Raw genomic sequence first — 20,825 nt, 5'->3', positions numbered from 1 at the left:
TGTAGAACCGTTTAGCTATTCTTGTTAGCTAGGCTTAGATTAAATCTTGCCTACTAGGTCTAGAGATGGAGCTAGAGTCTCTTCGCCTTCTTTCCATTTAGCTGGGCAAACTTCACCTGGGTTAGCGGCTACGTATTGTGCTGCTTTAACCTTGCGTAGTAGGTCTTCTGCGTCACGGCCGATGCCTTCAGCTGTGATTTCCATTGCTTGGATAACGCCTTCAGGGTCGATTAGGAACGTTGCACGGTCTGCAAGGCCTTGACCTTCACGCATAACGTTGAAGTTATTTGTGATGTTGCCAGTTTGGTCGCCTACCATGAAGTATTCGATAGTGCCGATTTTGTCAGAAGTATCGTGCCATGCTTTGTGAGAGAAGTGAGTGTCAGTTGATACTGAGTAAACTTCTACGCCGCGAGATTGAAGCTCTGCGTATTTGTCTTGTAGGTCAACTAGCTCAGTTGGACATACAAACGTGAAGTCTGCTGGGTAGAAGAAGAATACAGCCCACTTGCCTTTAACGTCTTGCTCAGTGATTTCTACGAATTCGCCGTTTTTGAATGCTGTTGCGTTGAATGGTTTGATTTCTGTGTTGATCATGATTTGACTCTCTTTCTAATTTATAGTGTTTAACGCTATCCCGCGTCGATGTAGATATATTGCATTGCCACCGAAAATTAGTGAAATCGGACATTTCTATAGATTCAATAGGCGAATCCTATCTTCGAAAGGAAAAGGCTATCGGTAAAAGCTATCAACAAAAACAATTAACAAAAGCCATCAAACATCAACAACTCCCAATTTAAGTAGCTATGCTCTTTAGGTTGTTCTCTACATTGGGCTTATCTCTATTGGTGTGTGTATCCATGTGTCTATGTAGGTAGGGTTCGGTATGGTTTCTTTGCGTGAGTTGAGTTGTTATATCAAACTGTAAATAACAAAAAATTATCATTAATATAAATTATGATAATTTCAGTTAATTAACGCATGTACCTATACTCTCTCCATCGAAACGAAACATCGAAGCCAGTCTTCGAAACGCACAGAATTAAAAACGAATTTGGAGCAAGTTATGAAAATGAATCACGTAGGCATCATGGTTGGCGATATGGACAAAGCAGTTGAGTTTTACACGAAAGCGCTGGGTCTAAGAATCGTAATGAACAACACCAAAGTAATGGAAGAGCGCGAATCAGCCATCGGCCGTATGTGTATCGCTGTGTTCGGTGAAGGCTTTAAAGGCTTCAATATTGCACACCTAGTAACTTCTGATGGTATCGGTGTTGAGTTGTTCGAAATGAAAGAACGCCAAGAGCGTCACGAAGTTGATTTCTCTCGCCTAGGCATCTTCCACTTCTGTCTGCAACTTCCAAAAGAGCAGTTTCATTCAGCTATTAAGCGTGTTGAAGAGTATGGTGGTAAGGTTCGTATGGACATCATGCGTTACCACCCAGAAGACGAACTAAAACAAGCGCAAATGGTTTACCTAGAAGACCCGTTTGGTAACCTATTCGAATTTTACTCACATACGTATGAAGACACGTACGCGACTGATTACGAGTAATAGCGTTACTGCCTTCCATAGGTAGAAAAACCGAAACACCCCCTAAAGAGGATTGGTAGCGATACCAATCCTTTTTTTGTGTCTGTAGGGCTTAATTTAGGAACATCGGATAAACTATCGGTTGCACTAAAACAAGCCGACATTGTTGCTCTATAGTGCAACGTTGGACTGATTGAAAACTTAACTGATTGATAAATATGATGTTAAACCATTGGCATATATGTTGCTCTATTGCCTTTATGTAAATTGTATACAATAAAAAATACATAAAGGAAGTCACATGGAACAGAACAGTGAATTGATCTACGGATTAGACGATCGACCATCAGTCAAAGCAGCCAGTTACGCGGCGCTGCAGCATGTATTAGCCAGCTTTGTTGGCATTATCACACCCACACTCATTATTGGCGGTGTTTTAGGGTTGGGTGAACACATCCCTTATTTGATCAGCATGGCACTGATGGTGTCTGGGGTTGGAACTTTTATACAAGCTAGAAAAATAGGGCCAGTTGGCGCAGGGATGATCTGTGTCCAAGGGACCAGCTTTGCGTTCTTAGGTTCTGTGTTAGGTGCGGGTTTTCTTGTTAAAGCAAATGGAGGTGGGCCGGATGAAATGCTCGCCACCATTTTTGGTGTCTGCTTCTTTGGTGCATTTGTCGAAATCGTCCTATCGCGCTTTATCGAAAAACTCAAAGTAGTGATCACGCCCGTTGTGACCGGCATCGTTATCACGACGATTGGTGTCTCTTTGATTAAAGTTGGCGTCACTGATATCGCTGGTGGTGTTGGCGCAGAAGATTTTGGTTCTGGAAGCAACCTGATGTTGGGTGCGATTGTGCTCGGAACCATAGTGGCACTTAACCTAAGTAACAACACCATGGTAAGGCTGTCGTCGATTTTGGTCGGTCTGGTTGTCGGGTGGGGCGTTGCCATTCTGATGGGCAAAGCGCCAATGGTTTCTTTTGCATCTCAACCGCTATTGAGTATCCCTGTCCCATTTAAATATGGCTTCGCTTTTGATTGGCAAGCCTTTCTCCCTATTGCTTTTATCTACTTGATTACTGTTATTGAAACGACGGGTGACCTTACCGCCAATAGCATGTTCTCAGGCCAACCAGTTAAGGGTCCAAAATACATCAATCGACTCAAAGCTGGCGTGCTAGGTGACGGTGTGAACTCGCTCATCGCAGCGGTATTCAATACTTTTCCGAACACGACTTTCAGCCAGAACAATGGCGTGATCCATTTTACTGGAATTGCGAGTCGTTATATTGGCTACTTCATTGCGGCAATTCTTTTTCTATTAGGTCTATTTCCCATCTTAGGCGCGGTATTAATGACGATTCCAAAGCCTGTATTAGGCGGAGCGACATTGGTAATGTTTGGTACGGTTGCTGCGGCGGGCATCAAGATTATCGCTAGTGAGAAGCTTGATCGTCGCAGAATCATGACGATTGCTATCTCATTAGGTTTAGGGCTGGGGGTAATGCTGGTACCGGATTTATTGAAAGAAGCCCCCAAGCTAGTGCAAAGCATATTTGGCTCACCAGTCACGATGTCGGGTGTTGCTGCTCTTTTGATTACAGGGCTGATGTCTTTGGTGCCTGAAACTAAAGCCAAATCGATGACGAATTCGGTACAAACCAGTAAAGCGTAACTTATACAGCCGAGAAGAAGCGTACGTGACTGATTACGAGTAATCGCGTTATCTACCCACCATAGGCAGAAAAACGAAACATCCCCTAAAGAGGATTGGTAGAGATACTAATCCTTTTTTGTATTTGGATGTTTGGCTGAGTGACTTATCTACATGAAGTGATTGAGAAATGTACAAATTTAAGACGTTGTTAAAGTTGACGTTTTGACGATAAAACCTTTCATGAATATGACGGAAGAAAGTGTCGTTCATGAAAACATTCCGTCATCATACCGAATGGTAGCCTTGGCTGAGCAGTAACTATACTCAGCATTATATTGCTAACCAACAACAACGAAAATAGAGAAACATGCAGAGATTAGCGCACCCAAATTACATGAAGAAATTACATATTATCTTTACCGCTCTTGTTCTTATGATATTAGCCGGATGCACCTCAACGTCGGCTGTCGGCAGTTCTAAAACAAAGGAATATGCCAAGTCACATACTCTTGTTGGTAAAGCTTCTTGGTATGGCGATAAATTCCATGGAAGGCTCACAGCAAGTGGTGAGACGTATAATATGAATGCGAATACTGCGGCTCATAAAACTTTGCCCTTTGGCACTATCGTGAGAGTGACCAATACAGACAATAACAAGTCTGTTGATGTGAAAATTAACGATAGAGGCCCTTACGTAAAAGGCCGAGTGATTGACCTTTCCCACAAAGCATTTTCTCAAATTGGTGACGTTAAGAAAGGCGTAGTAAAAGTCAAAATTGAGATTATTGATGACAGCAACACCTTTCGATACAAACACTAGAATCCCCTCCTAACCTCCCCTTGGTTTACATCTCCGATCCCTTACCAGTAGTGGGAAAGGGGAGGAACAGAACCTCGATATCGGTGAATCAATAGCTCATTTATGCTTACTCAATAAGGCTGCTTTGTAGCCTTATTTGTGCCTTTCGATAATCCATTTTTAATAAGATTATCTTATTTCTAATATGTGGGTTGATGATGTTATGAGGTAAATAAATCAGTATCTTAGCTTTCTTATCATTAGGGTTCATTGAAATTCATTGTGAAATAATGAAAAGCTGAGCTAATCCAAAATTGGTTGTGGCGGGCGTGTAATAGAAAGGGGGAGGTACAATTGATGGGAGAAGAAGACTCTCAAAGAGAGGGAAATTACATTTCGTTACTCACTGAAGTAAATCTGAAATATTAGTGACACGGTTCTGAAATTTTTGGTGTTTAGCTTATGGGCTTCTATATCGCATTCAAATAAGGAAATACCCGTGAAGCTAACCCCTGTCGTTGCAGCCCTAATTATGTCTTTTAGCTCAGCAAGCTATGCTTTCAGTCTTCAACAATCTGCCAATGAAAACAGTGAAGATCTCGTATGGACAGGGCACCTAAGCCCAGACAGCGACACGGTAATGTCTGCGATGCTCGCGGCTCATATCTATGGCGGTACAGCGACAGTACCAGAGCCTATCAATCCAGAATCCACCTTCATCTTGAACTACTGTAATGCTGAATCTCCACGCGTAGAGACAGATTACTCTTCATATCGAGTGGGGCTGGTGGATTTCAACCAGGTCACACAGTTAGCACCAACTATCGACCAAGCATCGATTGTTGCTGTGGTTGATCATCACGCAATTGGTGGCTCACCGATTAATACACCACAAATTGTCGAAATGGATATTCGAGGTTGGGGATCGGCTGCAACTATTCTGGCTGACAACGCTGAAAAGCTGGATGTGACACTACCTAAGCACCTTGCTTGTGTAGGCTTAGGCGCAATTCTCTCTGGTACCGTGGTATTCCAATCATCAACCACTACTGAGCATGATCGTGAGTACGCAGAGAAGCTAGCGAAGGTTGCAGGCATTTCAGATATCGAAGATTTCGGTCAACAGATGCTGATTGCTAAGTCGGATCTCAGCCATCTTTCTTCTGAAACCATTCTGACTCTGGATTACAAAAACTTTAAATACGGTGGCAAACAGGTGGGTATCGGTGTGGCTGAAACGCTAACGGCTCAACAACTGATTGACCGTAAAGACGAGCTTTTAGCGGCTATGAAGACTTACAAAAAAGAGAACGGGCTAGACCATCTGTTCTTTTCAATCACAGACACTAAGAACAAAGAAGCAAACTTACTTTGGGTGGATGAAAGTGACTACCAAGTCATCAAATCTGCTTTCAATGCTGAACCAACAAGCGATATGTTGACGCTAGAAGGTGTAACTTCGCGTAAGCGTCAGATTGGCCCTGCGGTACAGAAAGCCATTGAGAGTTTGTAGAGAATAAGAGCCGTTACTTTATAAATAAGTAGTGAAAGGATTGGTAGAGATACCAATCCCTTTTTGTTTTTGGGTCGTGTTGAACTGGATTTGGATAAAATTGAGTTGCGCTTTTTCTAAATTAACAAAGCTTATGGATAAGCCAGATCTAACATAGCTCTTTATGGCACGAACCCCCAAGGACATTCACGACCAACCACGTGAAAAGTTAGACTTAGAGCAGTCTTAAACAAGTAACCAATCCTAGTCGCGGCTTTCCATTATCGGTAAGTTAGCATTCATAGTTTGAACTAATAATACAGTGTTTTATTGTTTATAGTAAATCCCAGACAGAATGACTAACAGGACAATGAAATGACCTCAATCAAAACCATTGGTTTAACAGCTATCGCACTTGCACTTATGACAATTACTGGCTGTACCAGCTTAAAGGTAAAGGCTGCGAACGTATTCGTGTCTGACCCAATTATCACACATGCAGACCACGACCAACTTACCGAAGCCAGTTCGAAAATCGATGGTATCCGTTATACATCAATGACGACGACGAACATCACGACCAAAGCAGCCAAGCGCACAAATGGAGTTGCTCGCGTAGACATCGAGGCTGATGGAATCGAAGAGGTGCAATCAAAATGGCATGGTGAAGAACACGTTTGTCAGATGTACCACGATCGCATGAACAATCCAGAAACTGAGGGCCTGTCAGACATCGTCGGCAATGGATTGGCGCTGAACTACCAGATCGCTATTCGTGGTGTTGATGGTCAGTCCTATACTTGTTCTGGGCATGTAGATCCACAATAACAAAAAATAACACTGCGCTTTACTGGGTCTATTTCAAAATTTGGAAACGAATTTTTTTATCGCTGTTTGGTGAGCAATGTGCCTGTTTTTCACATTAGCTAGCTGTATTACTCGTGCCATACCTAATGAAACGTTTAAGGCACGTTCGAGAAAGGAAGTGCCAAAGGTAAAAATTCATCCTACGAAGCATCTGTACATAAATGAGTTTCGAAGAACCAAGTATTAGCAAATCACGAATTAGCATAAGTATGGAAAGTCACTAAGCTCACTGTCCAGTATTGTTTTTACACAAATCTGACATTGATGAATGCCATAAGCTATCGATATAAACATCAATATATTGTATTATTATATCCGTATTTATACTTATTAGGATTTTCTATGTTGATTCACGAATTTTCGAATAAGGACGTTACCGCTGAGCATGTAATTTTAGCTCAAGCAATACTAGCAGGGACTGCTCAAGGTGATAAAAGTAAAGCACAGCGCTTTATGATTTTTGTAAATGAGATTCCAGATGCGCCGACTGTGCAAAACCTGATTCCACGCTTTAGTCAATTTATGAAGCTCTTTAAAGCCAGCTGACATTCAAAATACGTTACACAGGGATGTGTAATTAAGATCACCAACTCCCCCCTAACCACTACCTACTTTTAAACTCTATCTGACCCTATGCTCGCTCTATATCTAGCCATTGTTGTCGGAGGACAATAGAGTTTGATCAATTTTAAAAACGTTTCTGGACAATTCAGTGTTAGACAATCTACTAATTTAGCTTTATACGGATAACTTTTAGTATTGCAAAGTTACTTAATGAAATGTCCAGATCTAGGATTTAAGCGCCCTATGATCACAAAGGCATCAAACTCGACCTTGGGGCACTATTTAGCGGTAAGCAATATGCGTAAATTATTCTTCAACTGTTTAATTACATCTGAGTATGGCAATTCCCATTCCTCAGAAAGGTGTTGAATTACTCTATCAACATCTGAGGGGAACAATACTTGCCCTGAGACTTTTGCAAACGGTCCATCTGTCTCCAACAGCACTTTTTGTCGTGGTATCCAAGATACGATTCGTTTTCCTCGGGCAGAGGCCAGCATGGCTGGACCTATAGAGAAATAGCAACCTAGCTCAACCGCTTTTAACAGCTGTTTTTTTGTTCCCAAGAACCAGTGCAATATTGACGTACCTGCGTTGGGGTGCTCTTGGAGACAAAGTAGTGTTTCTTCAACTGCATTTAGGCTATGAATGGTCAAAATTTTATCATTGAATGACTCACATTTTTTTAAAATGTGACTAAAAACAAGTAATTGATCATCAAAATGCTCTCTCCAGCCTTTTGAGCCATCTAGTCCGATCTCACCAATATATTTAGTTTTCTCTATAAGTCGATCGAAAACTGGTAGTTCATTCTTCCTTAAATGAGCTAGTTGAGGATGTAACCCCAAAGCAGTTTTGCAGTGCTTAAGTCCTTTTGTAAGATTAACAGTGCCTTCGAAGGCTGAAGGCACTGTTGTTACAGATAATACGTAATAATTTGAACGCTCAATGTCATCCAATACTTTCTCATGCTCGGGGTATAGGTCAACGTGGCAATGCAAATCCATCATGATGTTTTGTTTGCCTCTATAAACACTTCAACTTCCATCAAACCACGCTTAATCATTGCCTCCAAAGCATTACGTACAGACTTATCTAGTGGGATGGGACCAGATTTCCGTAACCAAGATTTGTAACTATTGGTTTGCTTCAACCGGATAATGGCGGTTTGAACAGCTTGTAGGTCGTCTCTTGTACCCTTTTCTTTAACTAGTGTTTTCAATCGCTTTGTTTTATATGGTGCATCATCATCAAAGCCAGCATGATGCACTGATGCTCTTCTAATTAGACAAGGTACGCAGTGCCCACATTGTATATGCTCTCTGTGCCAGTGACTGCATGAAACGCTTAGCGGTACGGCTTTTTTGATAGCGTTTTGGTCAACGCACTCAGCCAGCATCTCGCCCTTTGTTTTAAACTGATAAGGGTTTACGAATTTGACGTCAAAACCTATACGCGTCAGCAATTCTTCCAATCTCTGCAAGAAGTTCGGATGCGTAGTTCTCGTACTGTGGCTTCCTATTCGCCTTCTAGTTAGCGGCGGGTTGATAGAGATATAGCCATTTTCAGGAACGATAATGGTTTTAATACTGGCATCACTGTTAGCACTTCTTAGTGCGGAAATACCCAATACGGCCATCGCCAAGAAATTAAAGCTTCTTCCTCGCATACTTATGTCAGTTTTGCCTTCACAAAATTTAGTGATGTGAGGAGAGATTGAATAGGAGAGTTCTGCAAATGGCGAAGATAACAAAGTTTTAATTTGTTCTTGTTTTGCACCATCTCCACGATAGGCGTGACTTACTAAGAGAGGCTTATAGTCTGACTCTCCATTAAGGATATCAATGGCACCAACAGCACTATCAAGACCGCCAGAAAATAGGCAAACAGCATTTTTTCCTAGAAGAGTTTTGGCTTTATATTTAGCCAGCTTACTTATCTTAGGTTTAGGTATTTCCATTGATGTCTGCTCAAAAGTGAACATCCATTGATCGCCAGTAAGAAAGTTCAAAATTGAGCTCAATTGAGCCCCCTCTGCATCCCATATGTTCGGATCACTTACTGGGATGTGAAGGTGCATTTGTCTTGACCAAGCATTCTCTGCCTTTTCTCTCAGCTCAAAAGTATCAGCTGCGGTAACAGCGGAAGCTATTGTGATCAAATCAATTGCCTTAGGTTCAACAGCAACTCCCAAGTCTCTTACTGTTTGCAGTAGCCCTCTGGAAGCTAAGCTGTGTTTTTTTTCATCATATTCGTGAGTGTGGAAGAGTTGAACTGGGTGGCATGACTCTGAATATTCAGGTAGTTGGTTTGGGTTATCATTGAAGTAAAATTTAGTCATCGAAACTCTCCCATTCTTCAACTGTCATTGCGATGGCATCAGCTTGAATCTTGGTAATGTTATTTCTGGTGACATTGCTAGGGTTGCCATTAGTGACTTTGTCTAGCTGCTCCTGAGCTATTACCTTGATAAGCTCCCTTAGCTCAACTTCCATGCTATGGTGCTTGCTAGCAGGTTCTACGTGGAACCAAGCCCTGCCCATGCCTTCAACCACATCTTGGAAAATCAAGTCAGTTAAATAACAGCCGATGGCTTGTTGGATAACTTCTTCAGTAAAACTATTTGGATCGAAATCTTCGGTATCAGGTAGGGCTTCTTCCAGCGCGTAATCTAAGGCAATTCTCACAGAGTCTGAGTCAGCATTATCAGGAGCTAAATGTGAAGCAATTCTATCAATAGCTTGGTCAGTGGATAGGCCTTTCAAGTCATTTAAGGAAAGGCTTTGGTTGTTGACTGTAACAGTGTCTCCACGCATCACACCAAGTAAACCAGTACCAGCCGTTATCCCACTAGCCAATCTTCGGCTTGTGGTTTTTCCACCACCAGAGCCTTTTTTAGAATAACTCTTTAGTGCTCGTCTTAGATCAGAGCTTGAACCTCCGGCCTTGGCATAATTCCCGAATTCTCTTCTAGCTCCTGCAAAACGGTTTGCAGGATTGGCAGTACCAGATGGTTTGCCGATTTCCTGCTGAACTTTTTCATTGTCGACTTCCTTGTCACCTTGATTTTCCCCGTCTGGGCTACCAGTATCTTGAGCGGGCTCAATTGTTACAGGCGGGCTTTGTTCAGCCCATGACGGAATGAGTGGGCTCTGGTTATTAGGGCCAGTTGATGATGCTGAAGTACCCATTTATACCTACTTTTCTAATTCCTTGATAATTACATTCAACCACCTTTGCTTTGGCAGTCCCTTCACGTAAGTTAGCAGCGCCTTTTTACATTTAGGCTCTTCAACAGCTAGTAGTCTCGCGCCATATATGCCTGGGGGAGCTTTTGACCAATCACTTACAGTTCTGAAGTTTTCAATTAGTCCATCCATCACTGCTAAATAGTCTTCTCTTGGGGTCGCTGCTATCGCATTTTGGTTTGTATGGCTTAGTCTTTCCGTTTGTTTCATCAAATCCTTCACAAGCTTTTGAGCAGCACCGGACATGACTGCATTCACTAGGCCCATGGGGATACTCTCTCTACTTAAGTATGCCGCTGGGGTCAGGTTCACATTTGCAAACATCGGTGGTAGCTTCGACCACTTGTCAAGAAAGGCTAAATCTAGCTTCCACTCTTCTGGTAAATCCATATCATCGAATTCAATTTCTGGATCTTCTAATTGAGTCAGAATCTTTGGGGAACCACTCTCTGCATCAATCAACTGATACAGTTTGTTTGTTGCTTGAGTCCCCAAGCAACGCTCAAATATTACCAATTTGGTAATGGTTTTCTCATCCAGCTGCATACCACGACGAAGTGCTGTTTTTCTTCTCATTTTTACCTGATTTAAAAGGCGTTTAACAATTCGAGGGTTCCCATTTATATTGGAGGACTCTGCGAGCAATGGAGCAAGTTGTTCGGCCACGATGAACTTACTTCTGAGTTCGTCCTTACCCTGAACATCTTGAACTTTATCAACGTCCAAAAGCTCATCGACTGATATGGGTGACTGCTTCCAAGATAGCTGAAGGGACTGCTCTAGGCTTTCCCTAAGCCCCTCAAGCTGGTCACTCGTAACGCCATGATCTTGAGCTGTCAACATCATCAGGTAAGCTCTGATTTCTAGAGTACCAGGTCTTGGAACGTGTACTGGGATTTGAATTAATTTATCTAGGTAGTCTGTTTGGTGGCGCTGTGAAGCACCCTTATGATATTCCGGAACAGCTAAGCGAATCATATCTTCGTCTGCCGCAATCACGAATGCTGTATTTGGTAAAAACAAAAATAGCCGTATAGCTTCCAGCGTAGAGATGGCATTGAATGGCGAGCAACGATCCAAGTTATCGACATAAACTATGAGCGGTTTATCAAATTCACTCAACAAGTCTGAGTAGGCTTTGCGGAACTCTTTAATTTCCTTGGGGGGTGATAAAGCCTTTTTAGATTTTAGAATTCCTTTGCTGTCTTTAGCTATCTGCTTCGCGCCATCTACAGCATCCTTAGCATCACCAAAATCTAGTTCGCCATCTTCACCACCGCTAAACAATCCCATCAACTTCTGAAAACCGCCCATGGTCGGGACGCCAGCTAAAGCGGCACCACCGTCCATCAAAAGTCCTAAAGATCTAATGATGTCAACACGTCCTGCAAATTCTTTAGCCTTTTTGCTCAAGCTGGCGTTGCCTTTTGCTTGCTTTAACAAGGACGATGCAATTGTCTCTAATAGCGCTGCTTTAGCATCGTCATAACCTTGATACATCCAAGCATCGAAATGTACTTGAATATAATCTTGGCTCTCTTCAGAAATTGCTTTTTTGGTCAGCTCTAAGATTGTTGATTTTCCTGCGCCCCAGTCACCGAAAACGCCAACAGATATAGGCATCAACTCCTTTTCAGTGATTAGATCCTTAATCGATTCGGCTGTCTCACTAAAATTTAAAAAGTCTAGTGAGGATTCTTTATCAGACCACATTTTCACTCCATTACAGCATTAGTTTGATTTTGATTGTTCAAACTTTTTGTGAAAGCAATATGCCAGAGAATTCTCTGTGGCCTTTGAGCTTTCGTTTTTGTCCTTATCTTTTATGGGGATTAAGCAGTGATAATTCAACTATTTGCATAAATTAATTTTATGGGCCATTAATCCTAACGGAACAGATAGAATTTTTTTAGGTTTTGTACGGGGGAAGTGATTACTTTTAGTAGGGCAAACGCCTACTGCCTCATTCTTAAAGAGTACTGGCTCTAAACGATTTTGGGGCAAAGGCTAGTTACAACAGTAGCTGAAACGTCTCTGGACAAATGTGAGTCAGTGATTTTCCTAAATTAGAAAGTTATATATAACTACAGGTATGGAAAGGAATTAGCTTATGTGTCCAACCATTGAGGTCCACTTCTGTTTGTTCTGGTCAACTCCAGCCGGACACTTTCTTTAGAGACTTTTCATAATTAACCGGCGACATGTCATTGTTCGCCGAATGCAAACGCACGCAAACAAGACAAAGGGAGCTGTCGTAACTCAACGCTTATCCAGTCCTAGTTGGAATTGAAAAAGGCGGCTCTGTTTATCAAAGCCGCCATGCTTGGTTTCAAGCTACGATGTCACAACAGGTGCTCGCTGACATCACTTGTGAGTAATCCACCCTAATTATTGAGCCTCTGATGAATGATAGAAATCATTCTGATAAGCCAGGCTTCCCCACAGTGCATTCGCCTTTGCTATCTTGATCATTGGTTCTGATATCTTACGGTCAAGTAATTCAGTTGATTCTCCATCGTAATGAAAGCCTTGTGCAGGTTTATCCGGCTGGAAAATGACAACGTCATTATTATTATCCATCCAGGCAAAGTTCTTATAAAACTGCATCATCGCCCTAAGCTTTGATTCATCAATATCCTTGGTCATATCATGCCCAATCATTGGGTTAACGCTATTAATTCCAATGAGAGACAGTAACGTCGGAGCAAGATCAATCTGGCTTGCTAAACGAGGATCCTGTTTTGAAGGAACCCCTTCACCGACAATCACCGCAGGAATATGAAAATGGTCAATAGGAACCAACTGGTTTCCATAAGCGCGAGAATCATGATCAGCCACTACAACAAAAATAGTATCGTCCCAGTAAGAAGACGATTTAGCCTTCTTGAAGAATTCACCCAAGGCATAATCTGAATACTTTGCCGCATTCTCCCGAGTTTGCATTGGTTCATTATATGGCGTGATCCGGCCGGACGGATAATCAAACGGGCTATGGTTTGAAGAGGTAAAGACTAGACTGAAAAAAGGCTGACTATCCGCGCTTAGCTGAGAAAATTGCTCATGGGCCTTTTGATATAAGTCCTCATCAGATGCTCCCCATGAACCTACAAACGCTGGATTCTTAAAGGTCGGGAAATCTTGCATATCAACAAAGCCATTACCTAAGAAAAAGCTCTTCATATTGTCAAAATGACTTTCTCCGCCATAAATAAACTGAGTATGATATCCCTTGCTTTTCAATAGGTCAGCAATAGTGAAGAAACCGGTTTGGCTTTTACCTAGCTTTACAACTGAACGCGCCGGTGTCGGCGAGAAGCCGGTAACCACCGCTTCGATTCCTCGGACTGAACGGGTGCCTGTTGCATACATGCGAGTGAAGTTCCAGCCTTGGGTCATTAACTGATCAAGGTTTGGGGTTAATGGCAAGCCACCCAATGCACCGACATACCTTGCACCAAGACTTTCTTGTAACAGAATGACTAGATTTTTAGGTTTACCCTTATAGCTTGCCTGATGATAAGCCATTGTTGGGGATGAATCAGAAAAAAACTCCTGCTCACTTAACCCAGTTGATTCACGGACTAACCGAATAACTTCATCGTTATCCATAGCGCCATAGTATTTGAATGCGCTATCTTCATCCTTTAGTTGCTTGGCCGCGAAAGCAAGCGAATAGCTAGAATTTATAATAAGATCATTCACTAACGGATCGGTAGAGAAAGCGACCATCGCAGGATTGAGAGGCCTGTGACCCAGCGAGGAACGCGCGCCCATAACACCAAGCGCTATAACAAGGACTGCAAGTACTGGCCGCCAATACCAACGTGGAAATGTCAGGCTTGTCACCAAATGACGAGTGAATTTCCATCCCCAATATAATGTTGCCGAACTAACAAATGCACCGATGAACAGTTCTGGCTTGTATCCGCTCCATAACATCCCAAAAACTTCTTTAGGGTAGATCAGGTATTCAATGAATAGCCGGTTTGGACGAACGTCATATTCGAGGATAAACGAAGGTGTAGCAAGTTCCATGAACACCAATAGCCATAACCCGGAAACAATCCAGATCCTCAGGACAAACAACCAGCCTTTCCCTAGATTCCCATTACTGGCAAGCAAACATGTCAACAGCGAAGGAAGCACCAATAAATAGCTTACCGTTGAAATATCAACGCGCAGCCCATGAAACAAGATAGCTATCCACCCGTCAGCATCACTAACACGATCTCCATGCCAGACACTTAATCCTACCCGGGATAGCATGAGAATAAATAGGCAAACAACAAACGTTACAGCCAAAGGGAAAAGAATCCCCAAACGTTTTTTTACAACATCTATCATTTATAACTTCCTGTCTTGTATAAACTATTTATTTCATGGTAAAAATTGAGAATAAGACATACCCCCAGGTAGATATCGCCATTAAAAGAGTTAGCAGAACAGCCGCAGAACCCATATCTTTTGCCTGTCCTGATAATTCATGCCTTTCATGCCCAATCCGATCAACCACGGCTTCTATGCCAGAATTGAGCAATTCGACAACGATAACCGCGACCAATGAACCTATGAGCAGTAACTTCTCCAAGCCACCGACGGGTAAAGCAAGCGCTATTGGTGTTAGTACACAAAAACACACCAACTCCTGCCTGAACGCGGCTTCAGAGCGCCAGGCTGCCCGTAAATCAAGCCATGAATACTTTGTGGCATAGATAAGCCGGACAAACCCTTTTTGATTGGATTTCACACTAAACCTTGTTTTCCTCAGTATGCCGGGCTTGATTATTAATCATATTCGGTGTGAATAAAACATGAAAAATTCCTCAATGTCTGTTACTCGTCATATATTAATCACGAAAAATGGCAACACGCATTCTGTAACTTACAATAAGATCAACCTCTTACAGGCAAAGGGGTGTCTTGCGCAATTATTCTGTCAATAGCGCCTGATCATTCACTTTTTGGGTAAGCCACTTCAATTTTGCATGCAGACTTGTGAAGCGAATTCCGACAGAGTAGTACATGGGGAATAAATGATTAGCAATATAAAAAGAGAGCTATGCTGACTCTTCGGAAGTAACCGCTCTCATATTAGTTCAGATGTCGAAAATTTGAGCAAACAGAATATAAATGAGTTTTTACTCTATCAAGAAAAGGGGCAAATCCGTGTTAGCCCAACCTCCCTCGGTAATCACACCAACCTCAAATTCCCTCCTAATCTCCCCTTAATCCGTATTTTCTACCCATTATGATTTCGTGGAAAGGGGAGGAACTGAATGCCGATGGCGACATGCGCATTTTCACATTCAGCGCCAAAGAAGATTCTCCCCCTCGGTCGTCAATCTAAAGAGGGGGATGAACTCAACTTGAGGGGGAGTTAGAGGGGGAGGGTGTTTCAAAATCGACGAATACACGGCAGCCTATCAGCTATTGAAAGCACTGCGATTGAGCCTGATATGAATGGAACGCACATACGTTCCAATTGAAAGGTTTAGCGTTCTAAAACTCACAACGTATAAGCGTTATTCGATTCCAGCCACTCTTTTACCGCTCGGTTAAAAGTGACTAACTTCTGCGGTGTTACTCTTCTTTGAGCATAGATAAGGCTTAGCTTTTGGGCTTTTATCGACCACTCAGGGAACACGTGAATAAGCTCACCTTGTTTGAGCTGCTCTTCAACTTGATAGAACGGCAAGCTGGCGACACCTATCCCTTGCATCGCCAACTCTAAAATTGAACTGTAGGTATTCGAGCTAACGCTTCCAGTTACTTCAACATGGTAGGTTTGCTCGCCATTGACCAACTCCAACTGATTCCAACGTTCATTTTGACTGTTAAGAATGAAGCTACATTTGTGGATGTCTTTGGTGGTGGCGATTGGGTAAGTTGATGCGTAATCCGCACTGCAAACGAGAACATTGCGGATGTGCCCGAGATCGTTGGCAATCACATCATTAGGCAGTTCATCGTAGGCTCTAAAAGCAATGTCAAAGTCGCCAGATTCTATCTTCTTTTTCATCGGTCCAAAGTCGAGAATCAAATCCACTTTTGGGTACTCTTGCTTGAAAGTAGGGATGATATGACGACAAAGCGCACGCCCAAACTCTATCGGTGCGGTAATTTTTAAATCGCCTGCTACTTCCTGCGTCATGTCTAAGACACGCATTTCCGCTTCAGTTGCTAATAGTTGAATTTGCTTCGCTTTCGAATACAACTCTTCACCCACTTCCGTGAGGCTGATAGAACGAGTCGTTCTGTGAAACAGTTTAGAATTCAATGTTTCTTCGAGTCGTTGTACATGCCGAGACACCAAACCTTTTGACACATCCAATACTTCAGCGGCCTTGGTGAAGCTTTGCTCTTCGGCGACAGTCAAGAAGGTCTGCATATAAATCAAATTCATCATTAACACCATTTAGTAAACAGTGAAGTCATTTTGTACTGTTTTTCTCACTCCTTCAAGCAACTAAGATTCAAAACGTAAACAGAAAGGAGAAGAACAATGAACAAATTACTACTTATTACCGCTGCAATGGCTGCCTCTATGAATGTTTCAGCTGCCTCTGTTGTAGAAAGCAACCCAACATTGGTTGGAGACTCATTCGGCTTTGTTGAAGGCCCTACATGGGATGTGGAACATCAACGTTTCTTGTTTAGCGATATTCCAAATAACACAACCTATTCTTACGACCTTAACGGCAAGTTGAGCGTTTTTGATGACAATTCTGGCTATGCCAATGGTCTCGATATTGATGCCAAAGGCAACCTGTGGGCTGCCCGCCATGATAGAAAGCTGTCGTACCGTCAGGGCAACGGATAGAAAGTGATTGTCGCTGCAACGTATAACGGCAAGCTGCTTAATAGCCCGAACGATTTAACCGTTAATAGCGATGGAAGCGTGTGGTTTACCGATCCTCCGTTTGGTATCCAAGGTTACGGCCCAGCAAAGGCAGAACCAGAGCAAGCGGTTAATGGCGTTTATCGTTACCTAAATGGTGATCTAAAGTTGATCACTGGAGAGTTCAAGTTACCAAACGGCATCGCTTTTTCTTCTGATGAATCTTCGTTATACGTTGCCGACACATCTGATGGCTGGGTATACCGATTTGATGTTGATGGACAGTCACTCAGCAATAAGACGCAATTTGCTCAAGTGAAAGCGGAGTCTGGCTCTGAACCTATGGTTGATGGCGTTGCTGTTGATGCCGATGACAACCTCTTTGTTGCAGCGCATGGTGGCGTGGGTGTGTTCGATAAAGACGGTAAGCAAATAGACTTCATTGCTATCGATGCGGGCCATATCAGCAATCTAGAAATTGGCGGGAAACAGCAAGATTTACTGATGGTAACGGCATACAACAAAGTGTTGGTGTTCAAGCTTAAGTAATACCTTACACAAACGAAAATAAAAAGGGACGGGTAGAAATACCGGTCCCTTTTCTCATTTGAATAGGTCGAAAGTGGGTTAGCTCGATGCGCAGTAATGATGCTGCCGACGATTAAGGCTTAGGCTGATTAGCTTCTATATCAAGGGCCGTCTGGTTTGGCCTACTGAAATACTTCTTCCATTTTATTGGCATCATAGGAATGACGATCAGGCTAATACCGACAAGGGTCAACATGTCTGGAATCTCGTCAAACCACATCACGCCAAATAGGGTCACAAACACCAACCCCGAATATTCTGCGAGAGCAATTTGGTTTGCTGGCGCTTTTTTATAAGCGACCACCACAAGGGCATGGTACCCCAGAACGAATAGGTTGATTGCCATAATCCACCCAACATGACGCCATTCAATCGCCGCCCATGCAGGCAGAGCAAGAGCCAACGCCAGCGGTAGAGTCATCACACTGGTCCAAAATAGTGTCGAGATAATGTGTTGTTCTGCGTGAAGACGTTTAATCAAAATATTGCCGACACCCATCGCGAGCGCACTGCCTAAGCCCGCAATAGCGGCCCAGTGAAATTGCTCTGGACGCAACACGATTAACACACCCACGAAGCCAATCAGTGTCGCGACCACTTTTGATGATGTCGGCTTCTCTTTCAGTAAAACAATAGAAAGCGGGAGCATAAGAATGGGCCCAACATAGAACATCGCATTTGCGGTCGCCAAGGTGAGGTGTGTGATGGCAATCATTGCGCAGCCACTACCTACTAGGATGAATTGAGCCCGTAAGAAGTTGATGCGACAGCCACCTTGCATGCGCGTCTCTCTGGGTAGCTTTAGCCAAAAAGGAAGCAGCAACATCACGCTCAATAGCTGGCGGATAAACACATATTGGAACGTGGGCACTTCGCCATTCAGCACTTTGAGTGAGACGTCTGAAAAGGAGGCGAGCAGGTTGGCGAATACTAAGAGCAAAATCGCGTGGTTGGTGGCTTTGGTCATACAGAAACAGCACTACATATTTGTCATACAATTATGGGCGCACATAATACATGAGAATCGAAAATATGTAAGAACAAAAACCAAGTAAGAACAATGTCGTTCGATGCTTAGTGATATGGGGGCGAGATCTGCTATTACGACCTGAGCTCAGTAGGTGAGTGCCCAGTCCAATTCGGTATTTATCGAATAATCGAATGAATATGCAACAATATCAGCGCATTGGAGATCATCGCTGCTTGAACCTACTTGGCAGAGAGACACTGTCGGGTAGGATCTCGCAGCTCAATAATGGTATTGCCTGTGTCTTTTCGTTTGAAAGCAGAGTCATTAACTTGAGCATTGCTGAAGTCAGTGCGAAACAAGTCGGCACGCAGTAAATCGACGTTGAGCATTTGGGCGTAACTCATGTTGGCGTTTCGTAGGTCAGCATCGCGGAAGCTCGTATTGTTGAGGTTCGCGTGGCTGAAATTGGCATAGGTGATGTCAGCCTCATTCATGTTCGCACCCGATAAATCGGCGCCACTAAAATCAGTACGTATCAGGTTGGCGCAACGAAGGTCAACATCTTGAAGCGCTAGATTACTTAGATCGGTATTACCTAATTGTGCTCGTTCGCCGCCTTGGTTTTCCAACCACAATTTATGCTGATCTAAAATAGAATCGAGTTGTTGTCAGAGTTTGTTGGTCGAAAGCGAGATCAGTTTTAGGCGATTCAAAGAAAAGCAAACAACCAAGTTAGTCATCTCGGTTATTTGCTTTAGATTTGTTGCTTTTATGGTGAATGGACGAGCGCTTTTCGAGGTTAAAGCGTGTTTTTGTACACCTTGCCGTCTTTCATGATCAGTTTTTGTGTCTCTGTGTTCGCCACACATGCAACACTTTCCAGTGGGTTGCCATCGATGATCAATAGGTCGGCATACGCGCCTTCAACGATCTGACCTAACTTGCCTTCTTGGTATGGGTGTTGGTAGGTCGACATTTCGAACAAGCGACCACAGTTTGATGTCGCCATGCGAAGCGCGGTGATGGTATCGAATACTTGCTCAATCGCACCAAGTTCATTCAATTGTGTCGCGTGAACGTTGGTTTCACCTACACAGTCAGTGCCAAAAGCGATGTTCTGGATGTCGTATTTCTTAATCAGTTCTGCTGACTTGAACATCGCTTTGCCTACGCGTTCTGTCTTGCGGTATGTCTCTTCATTTGGCAGCGGGATCTTACGCTCTGCAATCAATGAAGAGGTAAAGTAAGAAGGAATCACCCAAATGCCTTTCTCTTTAATGATTTCGGCAATGTCGTCGTCCATGATGGTCGCGTGTTCGAAAGACATCACGCCCGCTTCAGCTGCTCGGCGCATCGCATCAGAGGTGTGGATGTGCGCAGCGACATAAGTGCCGTAATCTGAAGCGGCCTCAACTGCGGCTTTCATCTCGTCTGATGTAAATTGCAATGTGTCTAGCGGGTCGAAGGTTGAAGATGCGCCACCGCCAGCCATGATCTTGATTTGTGATGCGCCCATGAATAGCTGTTCACGCACCGCTTTCAATACTTCTGAACGCCCATCGGCCACTTTCATTGAGCCTTGCTTCATCATTGGTGAGTCTTCATGGCCGTTTGCTAAACGCTCTTGTGCTTGGTTTTGACGGTAATCGGAGTGACCACAGGTTTGTGAGATAGCCGCCATTGAAGGAAGAATGCGTGGGCCAGTCGCATAGCCCTTGTCGATACTGTTTTTAAGGCCAAGCGTATTGCCCGCCACGTCGCGAATGGTAGTAAAGCCGCGCATTAACATCTCTTCTGAAATCTTTGCTGAGCGAATCGCCACTTCTTCACGAGTCATCGTATCAATGACATTAAAAGAGGCAGAGAGCGTGATATGAACGTGCGCATCAATCAGGCCTGGAATGACTGTGCCACCTTGAGCATCAATGATTTCATCCGCTAACGTTGCATCAACCTCGCCAATTTGAGTAATCAAGTTGTCTTCAATAAGAAGTGATACGTTCTCGATTAGGTTGTTATCAACACCGTTAAATACGTTCGCGTTAGTGATTAGCTTTTTCATAGTCTGCACCTTTTGGAAATGAGTGTGTGTCGCTGATGGGGTCATCATATGGGGCGCAGCATTTGAAGAATGGCCATTTGGTGACAAGCAATGACGAGACTTATCTTTTGGTGCTTTTCAATATTTCTAAGTTTTTCCTACTCGAACGTTAAGGTGTATTTCAAATCGTCGTCACCTTGTGTTGAGAGTCAATTTAC

Annotated in this window: 19 protein-coding genes; 8 read left to right on the top strand and 11 right to left on the bottom strand. The window is 43.2% G+C overall.

Translation table 11 applies throughout. The features are described from left to right. Positions 1 to 39 precede the first annotated feature (39 nt). A complete protein-coding gene (gene ahpC / locus ACED41_RS06575; protein ID WP_016798107.1) occupies positions 40 to 597 on the bottom strand; it encodes an alkyl hydroperoxide reductase subunit C in 558 nt (185 codons plus the stop codon). Between the two features lie 472 nt (positions 598 to 1,069). On the opposite strand from ahpC, the gene ACED41_RS06570 reads away from it, so the two are divergent. The 6 genes from ACED41_RS06570 (at position 1,070) to ACED41_RS06545 (ending at position 6,904) form a co-directional block, all read left to right on the top strand. Then, complete coding sequence (locus tag ACED41_RS06570; protein WP_029222246.1) at positions 1,070 to 1,561, top strand: VOC family protein; 492 nt, start codon at positions 1,070 to 1,072, stop codon at positions 1,559 to 1,561. 280 nt (positions 1,562 to 1,841) lie between these two features. Continuing rightward, complete coding sequence (locus ACED41_RS06565) at positions 1,842 to 3,218, top strand: uracil-xanthine permease family protein (protein ID WP_102498428.1); 1,377 nt, start codon at positions 1,842 to 1,844, stop codon at positions 3,216 to 3,218. Between the two features lie 349 nt (positions 3,219 to 3,567). After that, positions 3,568 to 4,020, top strand: a complete 453-nt coding sequence (locus ACED41_RS06560; protein ID WP_371724686.1) for a septal ring lytic transglycosylase RlpA family protein — start codon at positions 3,568 to 3,570, stop codon at positions 4,018 to 4,020. A gap of 478 nt (positions 4,021 to 4,498) precedes the next feature. Continuing rightward, on the top strand, positions 4,499 to 5,512 hold the full coding sequence (locus ACED41_RS06555) for a manganese-dependent inorganic pyrophosphatase (protein WP_371724685.1): 1,014 nt from the start codon (positions 4,499 to 4,501) through the stop codon (positions 5,510 to 5,512). Positions 5,513 to 5,866: 354 nt separating this feature from the next. After that, positions 5,867 to 6,319, top strand: a complete 453-nt coding sequence (locus ACED41_RS06550; RefSeq protein ID WP_371724684.1) for a hypothetical protein — start codon at positions 5,867 to 5,869, stop codon at positions 6,317 to 6,319. A gap of 381 nt (positions 6,320 to 6,700) precedes the next feature. Then, positions 6,701 to 6,904 carry a pyrophosphatase gene (locus tag ACED41_RS06545; protein ID WP_102420170.1) on the top strand — a complete coding sequence of 68 codons (204 nt, stop codon included), beginning with the start codon at positions 6,701 to 6,703 and terminating at the stop codon, positions 6,902 to 6,904. 296 nt (positions 6,905 to 7,200) lie between these two features. Here ACED41_RS06545 and qatD read toward each other — a convergent pair whose 3' ends face one another. From qatD to ACED41_RS06510, 7 genes are all read right to left on the bottom strand, one after another. Beyond that, entirely contained in the window at positions 7,201 to 7,932 is a 732-nt protein-coding gene (gene qatD / locus ACED41_RS06540) for a Qat anti-phage system TatD family nuclease QatD (protein ID WP_033903517.1), read from the bottom strand. After that, positions 7,929 to 9,263: a Qat anti-phage system QueC-like protein QatC gene (gene qatC / locus ACED41_RS06535; protein WP_086775627.1), complete on the bottom strand. Its 1,335-nt coding sequence runs from the start codon at positions 9,261 to 9,263 to the stop codon at positions 7,929 to 7,931. The genes qatD and qatC overlap by 4 nt, the downstream gene beginning before the upstream one ends. Continuing rightward, entirely contained in the window at positions 9,256 to 10,113 is an 858-nt protein-coding gene (locus ACED41_RS06530) for a hypothetical protein (RefSeq protein ID WP_371724683.1), read from the bottom strand. Before ACED41_RS06530 ends, qatC begins: the two co-directional genes overlap by 8 nt. A gap of 6 nt (positions 10,114 to 10,119) precedes the next feature. After that, entirely contained in the window at positions 10,120 to 11,883 is a 1,764-nt protein-coding gene (locus tag ACED41_RS06525) for a P-loop NTPase fold protein (RefSeq protein ID WP_075110275.1), read from the bottom strand. A gap of 675 nt (positions 11,884 to 12,558) precedes the next feature. Continuing rightward, positions 12,559 to 14,514 (bottom strand): LTA synthase family protein, encoded by a 1,956-nt coding sequence (locus tag ACED41_RS06520; protein WP_371724682.1) that lies wholly within the window; start codon positions 14,512 to 14,514, stop codon positions 12,559 to 12,561. A 28-nt stretch (positions 14,515 to 14,542) separates the two neighbouring features. Further along, on the bottom strand, positions 14,543 to 14,917 hold the full coding sequence (locus ACED41_RS06515) for a diacylglycerol kinase (protein WP_371724681.1): 375 nt from the start codon (positions 14,915 to 14,917) through the stop codon (positions 14,543 to 14,545). A gap of 759 nt (positions 14,918 to 15,676) precedes the next feature. Further along, on the bottom strand, positions 15,677 to 16,573 hold the full coding sequence (locus ACED41_RS06510; RefSeq protein WP_371724680.1) for a LysR family transcriptional regulator: 897 nt from the start codon (positions 16,571 to 16,573) through the stop codon (positions 15,677 to 15,679). Between the two features lie 99 nt (positions 16,574 to 16,672). On the opposite strand from ACED41_RS06510, the gene ACED41_RS06505 reads away from it, so the two are divergent. Both ACED41_RS06505 and ACED41_RS06500 read left to right on the top strand, forming a co-directional pair. Then, positions 16,673 to 16,990 (top strand): SMP-30/gluconolactonase/LRE family protein, encoded by a 318-nt coding sequence (locus ACED41_RS06505; protein ID WP_371724679.1) that lies wholly within the window; start codon positions 16,673 to 16,675, stop codon positions 16,988 to 16,990. A 3-nt stretch (positions 16,991 to 16,993) separates the two neighbouring features. Beyond that, positions 16,994 to 17,557: an SMP-30/gluconolactonase/LRE family protein gene (locus ACED41_RS06500; protein WP_371724678.1), complete on the top strand. Its 564-nt coding sequence runs from the start codon at positions 16,994 to 16,996 to the stop codon at positions 17,555 to 17,557. Between the two features lie 112 nt (positions 17,558 to 17,669). On the opposite strand, the gene ACED41_RS06495 is transcribed toward ACED41_RS06500, so the two are convergent. The 3 genes from ACED41_RS06495 to ACED41_RS06485 all read right to left on the bottom strand — a co-directional run bounded on the left by ACED41_RS06495 (position 17,670) and on the right by ACED41_RS06485 (position 20,628). Beyond that, positions 17,670 to 18,563, bottom strand: coding sequence for a DMT family transporter (locus ACED41_RS06495; RefSeq protein ID WP_102332974.1), 894 nt, complete (start codon positions 18,561 to 18,563; stop codon positions 17,670 to 17,672). Positions 18,564 to 18,805: 242 nt separating this feature from the next. Then, entirely contained in the window at positions 18,806 to 19,201 is a 396-nt protein-coding gene (locus ACED41_RS06490) for a pentapeptide repeat-containing protein (RefSeq protein WP_017060189.1), read from the bottom strand. A 164-nt stretch (positions 19,202 to 19,365) separates the two neighbouring features. Further along, positions 19,366 to 20,628 (bottom strand): amidohydrolase family protein, encoded by a 1,263-nt coding sequence (locus ACED41_RS06485; protein WP_371724677.1) that lies wholly within the window; start codon positions 20,626 to 20,628, stop codon positions 19,366 to 19,368. Positions 20,629 to 20,825 lie beyond the last annotated feature (197 nt).

This window comes from Vibrio sp. 1F255 (assembly GCF_041439145.1).
In the GTDB taxonomy this organism is placed as follows: Bacteria; Pseudomonadota; Gammaproteobacteria; order Enterobacterales; family Vibrionaceae; genus Vibrio; species Vibrio crassostreae_C.
This window is presented reverse-complemented; position numbering and strand designations above follow the sequence as displayed.

Coding starts and splice junctions, on each gene's coding strand:
- ahpC (WP_016798107.1), bottom strand. CDS start 597: ATGATCAACACAGAAATCAAACCATTCAACGCAACAGCATTCAAAAAC.
- ACED41_RS06570 (WP_029222246.1), top strand. CDS start 1,070: ATGAAAATGAATCACGTAGGCATCATGGTTGGCGATATGGACAAAGCA.
- ACED41_RS06565 (WP_102498428.1), top strand. CDS start 1,842: ATGGAACAGAACAGTGAATTGATCTACGGATTAGACGATCGACCATCA.
- ACED41_RS06560 (WP_371724686.1), top strand. CDS start 3,568: ATGCAGAGATTAGCGCACCCAAATTACATGAAGAAATTACATATTATC.
- ACED41_RS06550 (WP_371724684.1), top strand. CDS start 5,867: ATGACCTCAATCAAAACCATTGGTTTAACAGCTATCGCACTTGCACTT.
- ACED41_RS06545 (WP_102420170.1), top strand. CDS start 6,701: ATGTTGATTCACGAATTTTCGAATAAGGACGTTACCGCTGAGCATGTA.
- qatD (WP_033903517.1), bottom strand. CDS start 7,932: ATGATGGATTTGCATTGCCACGTTGACCTATACCCCGAGCATGAGAAA.
- qatC (WP_086775627.1), bottom strand. CDS start 9,263: ATGACTAAATTTTACTTCAATGATAACCCAAACCAACTACCTGAATAT.
- ACED41_RS06530 (WP_371724683.1), bottom strand. CDS start 10,113: ATGGGTACTTCAGCATCATCAACTGGCCCTAATAACCAGAGCCCACTC.
- ACED41_RS06525 (WP_075110275.1), bottom strand. CDS start 11,883: ATGTGGTCTGATAAAGAATCCTCACTAGACTTTTTAAATTTTAGTGAG.
- ACED41_RS06520 (WP_371724682.1), bottom strand. CDS start 14,514: ATGATAGATGTTGTAAAAAAACGTTTGGGGATTCTTTTCCCTTTGGCT.
- ACED41_RS06510 (WP_371724680.1), bottom strand. CDS start 16,573: ATGAATTTGATTTATATGCAGACCTTCTTGACTGTCGCCGAAGAGCAA.
- ACED41_RS06505 (WP_371724679.1), top strand. CDS start 16,673: ATGAACAAATTACTACTTATTACCGCTGCAATGGCTGCCTCTATGAAT.
- ACED41_RS06495 (WP_102332974.1), bottom strand. CDS start 18,563: ATGACCAAAGCCACCAACCACGCGATTTTGCTCTTAGTATTCGCCAAC.
- ACED41_RS06485 (WP_371724677.1), bottom strand. CDS start 20,628: ATGAAAAAGCTAATCACTAACGCGAACGTATTTAACGGTGTTGATAAC.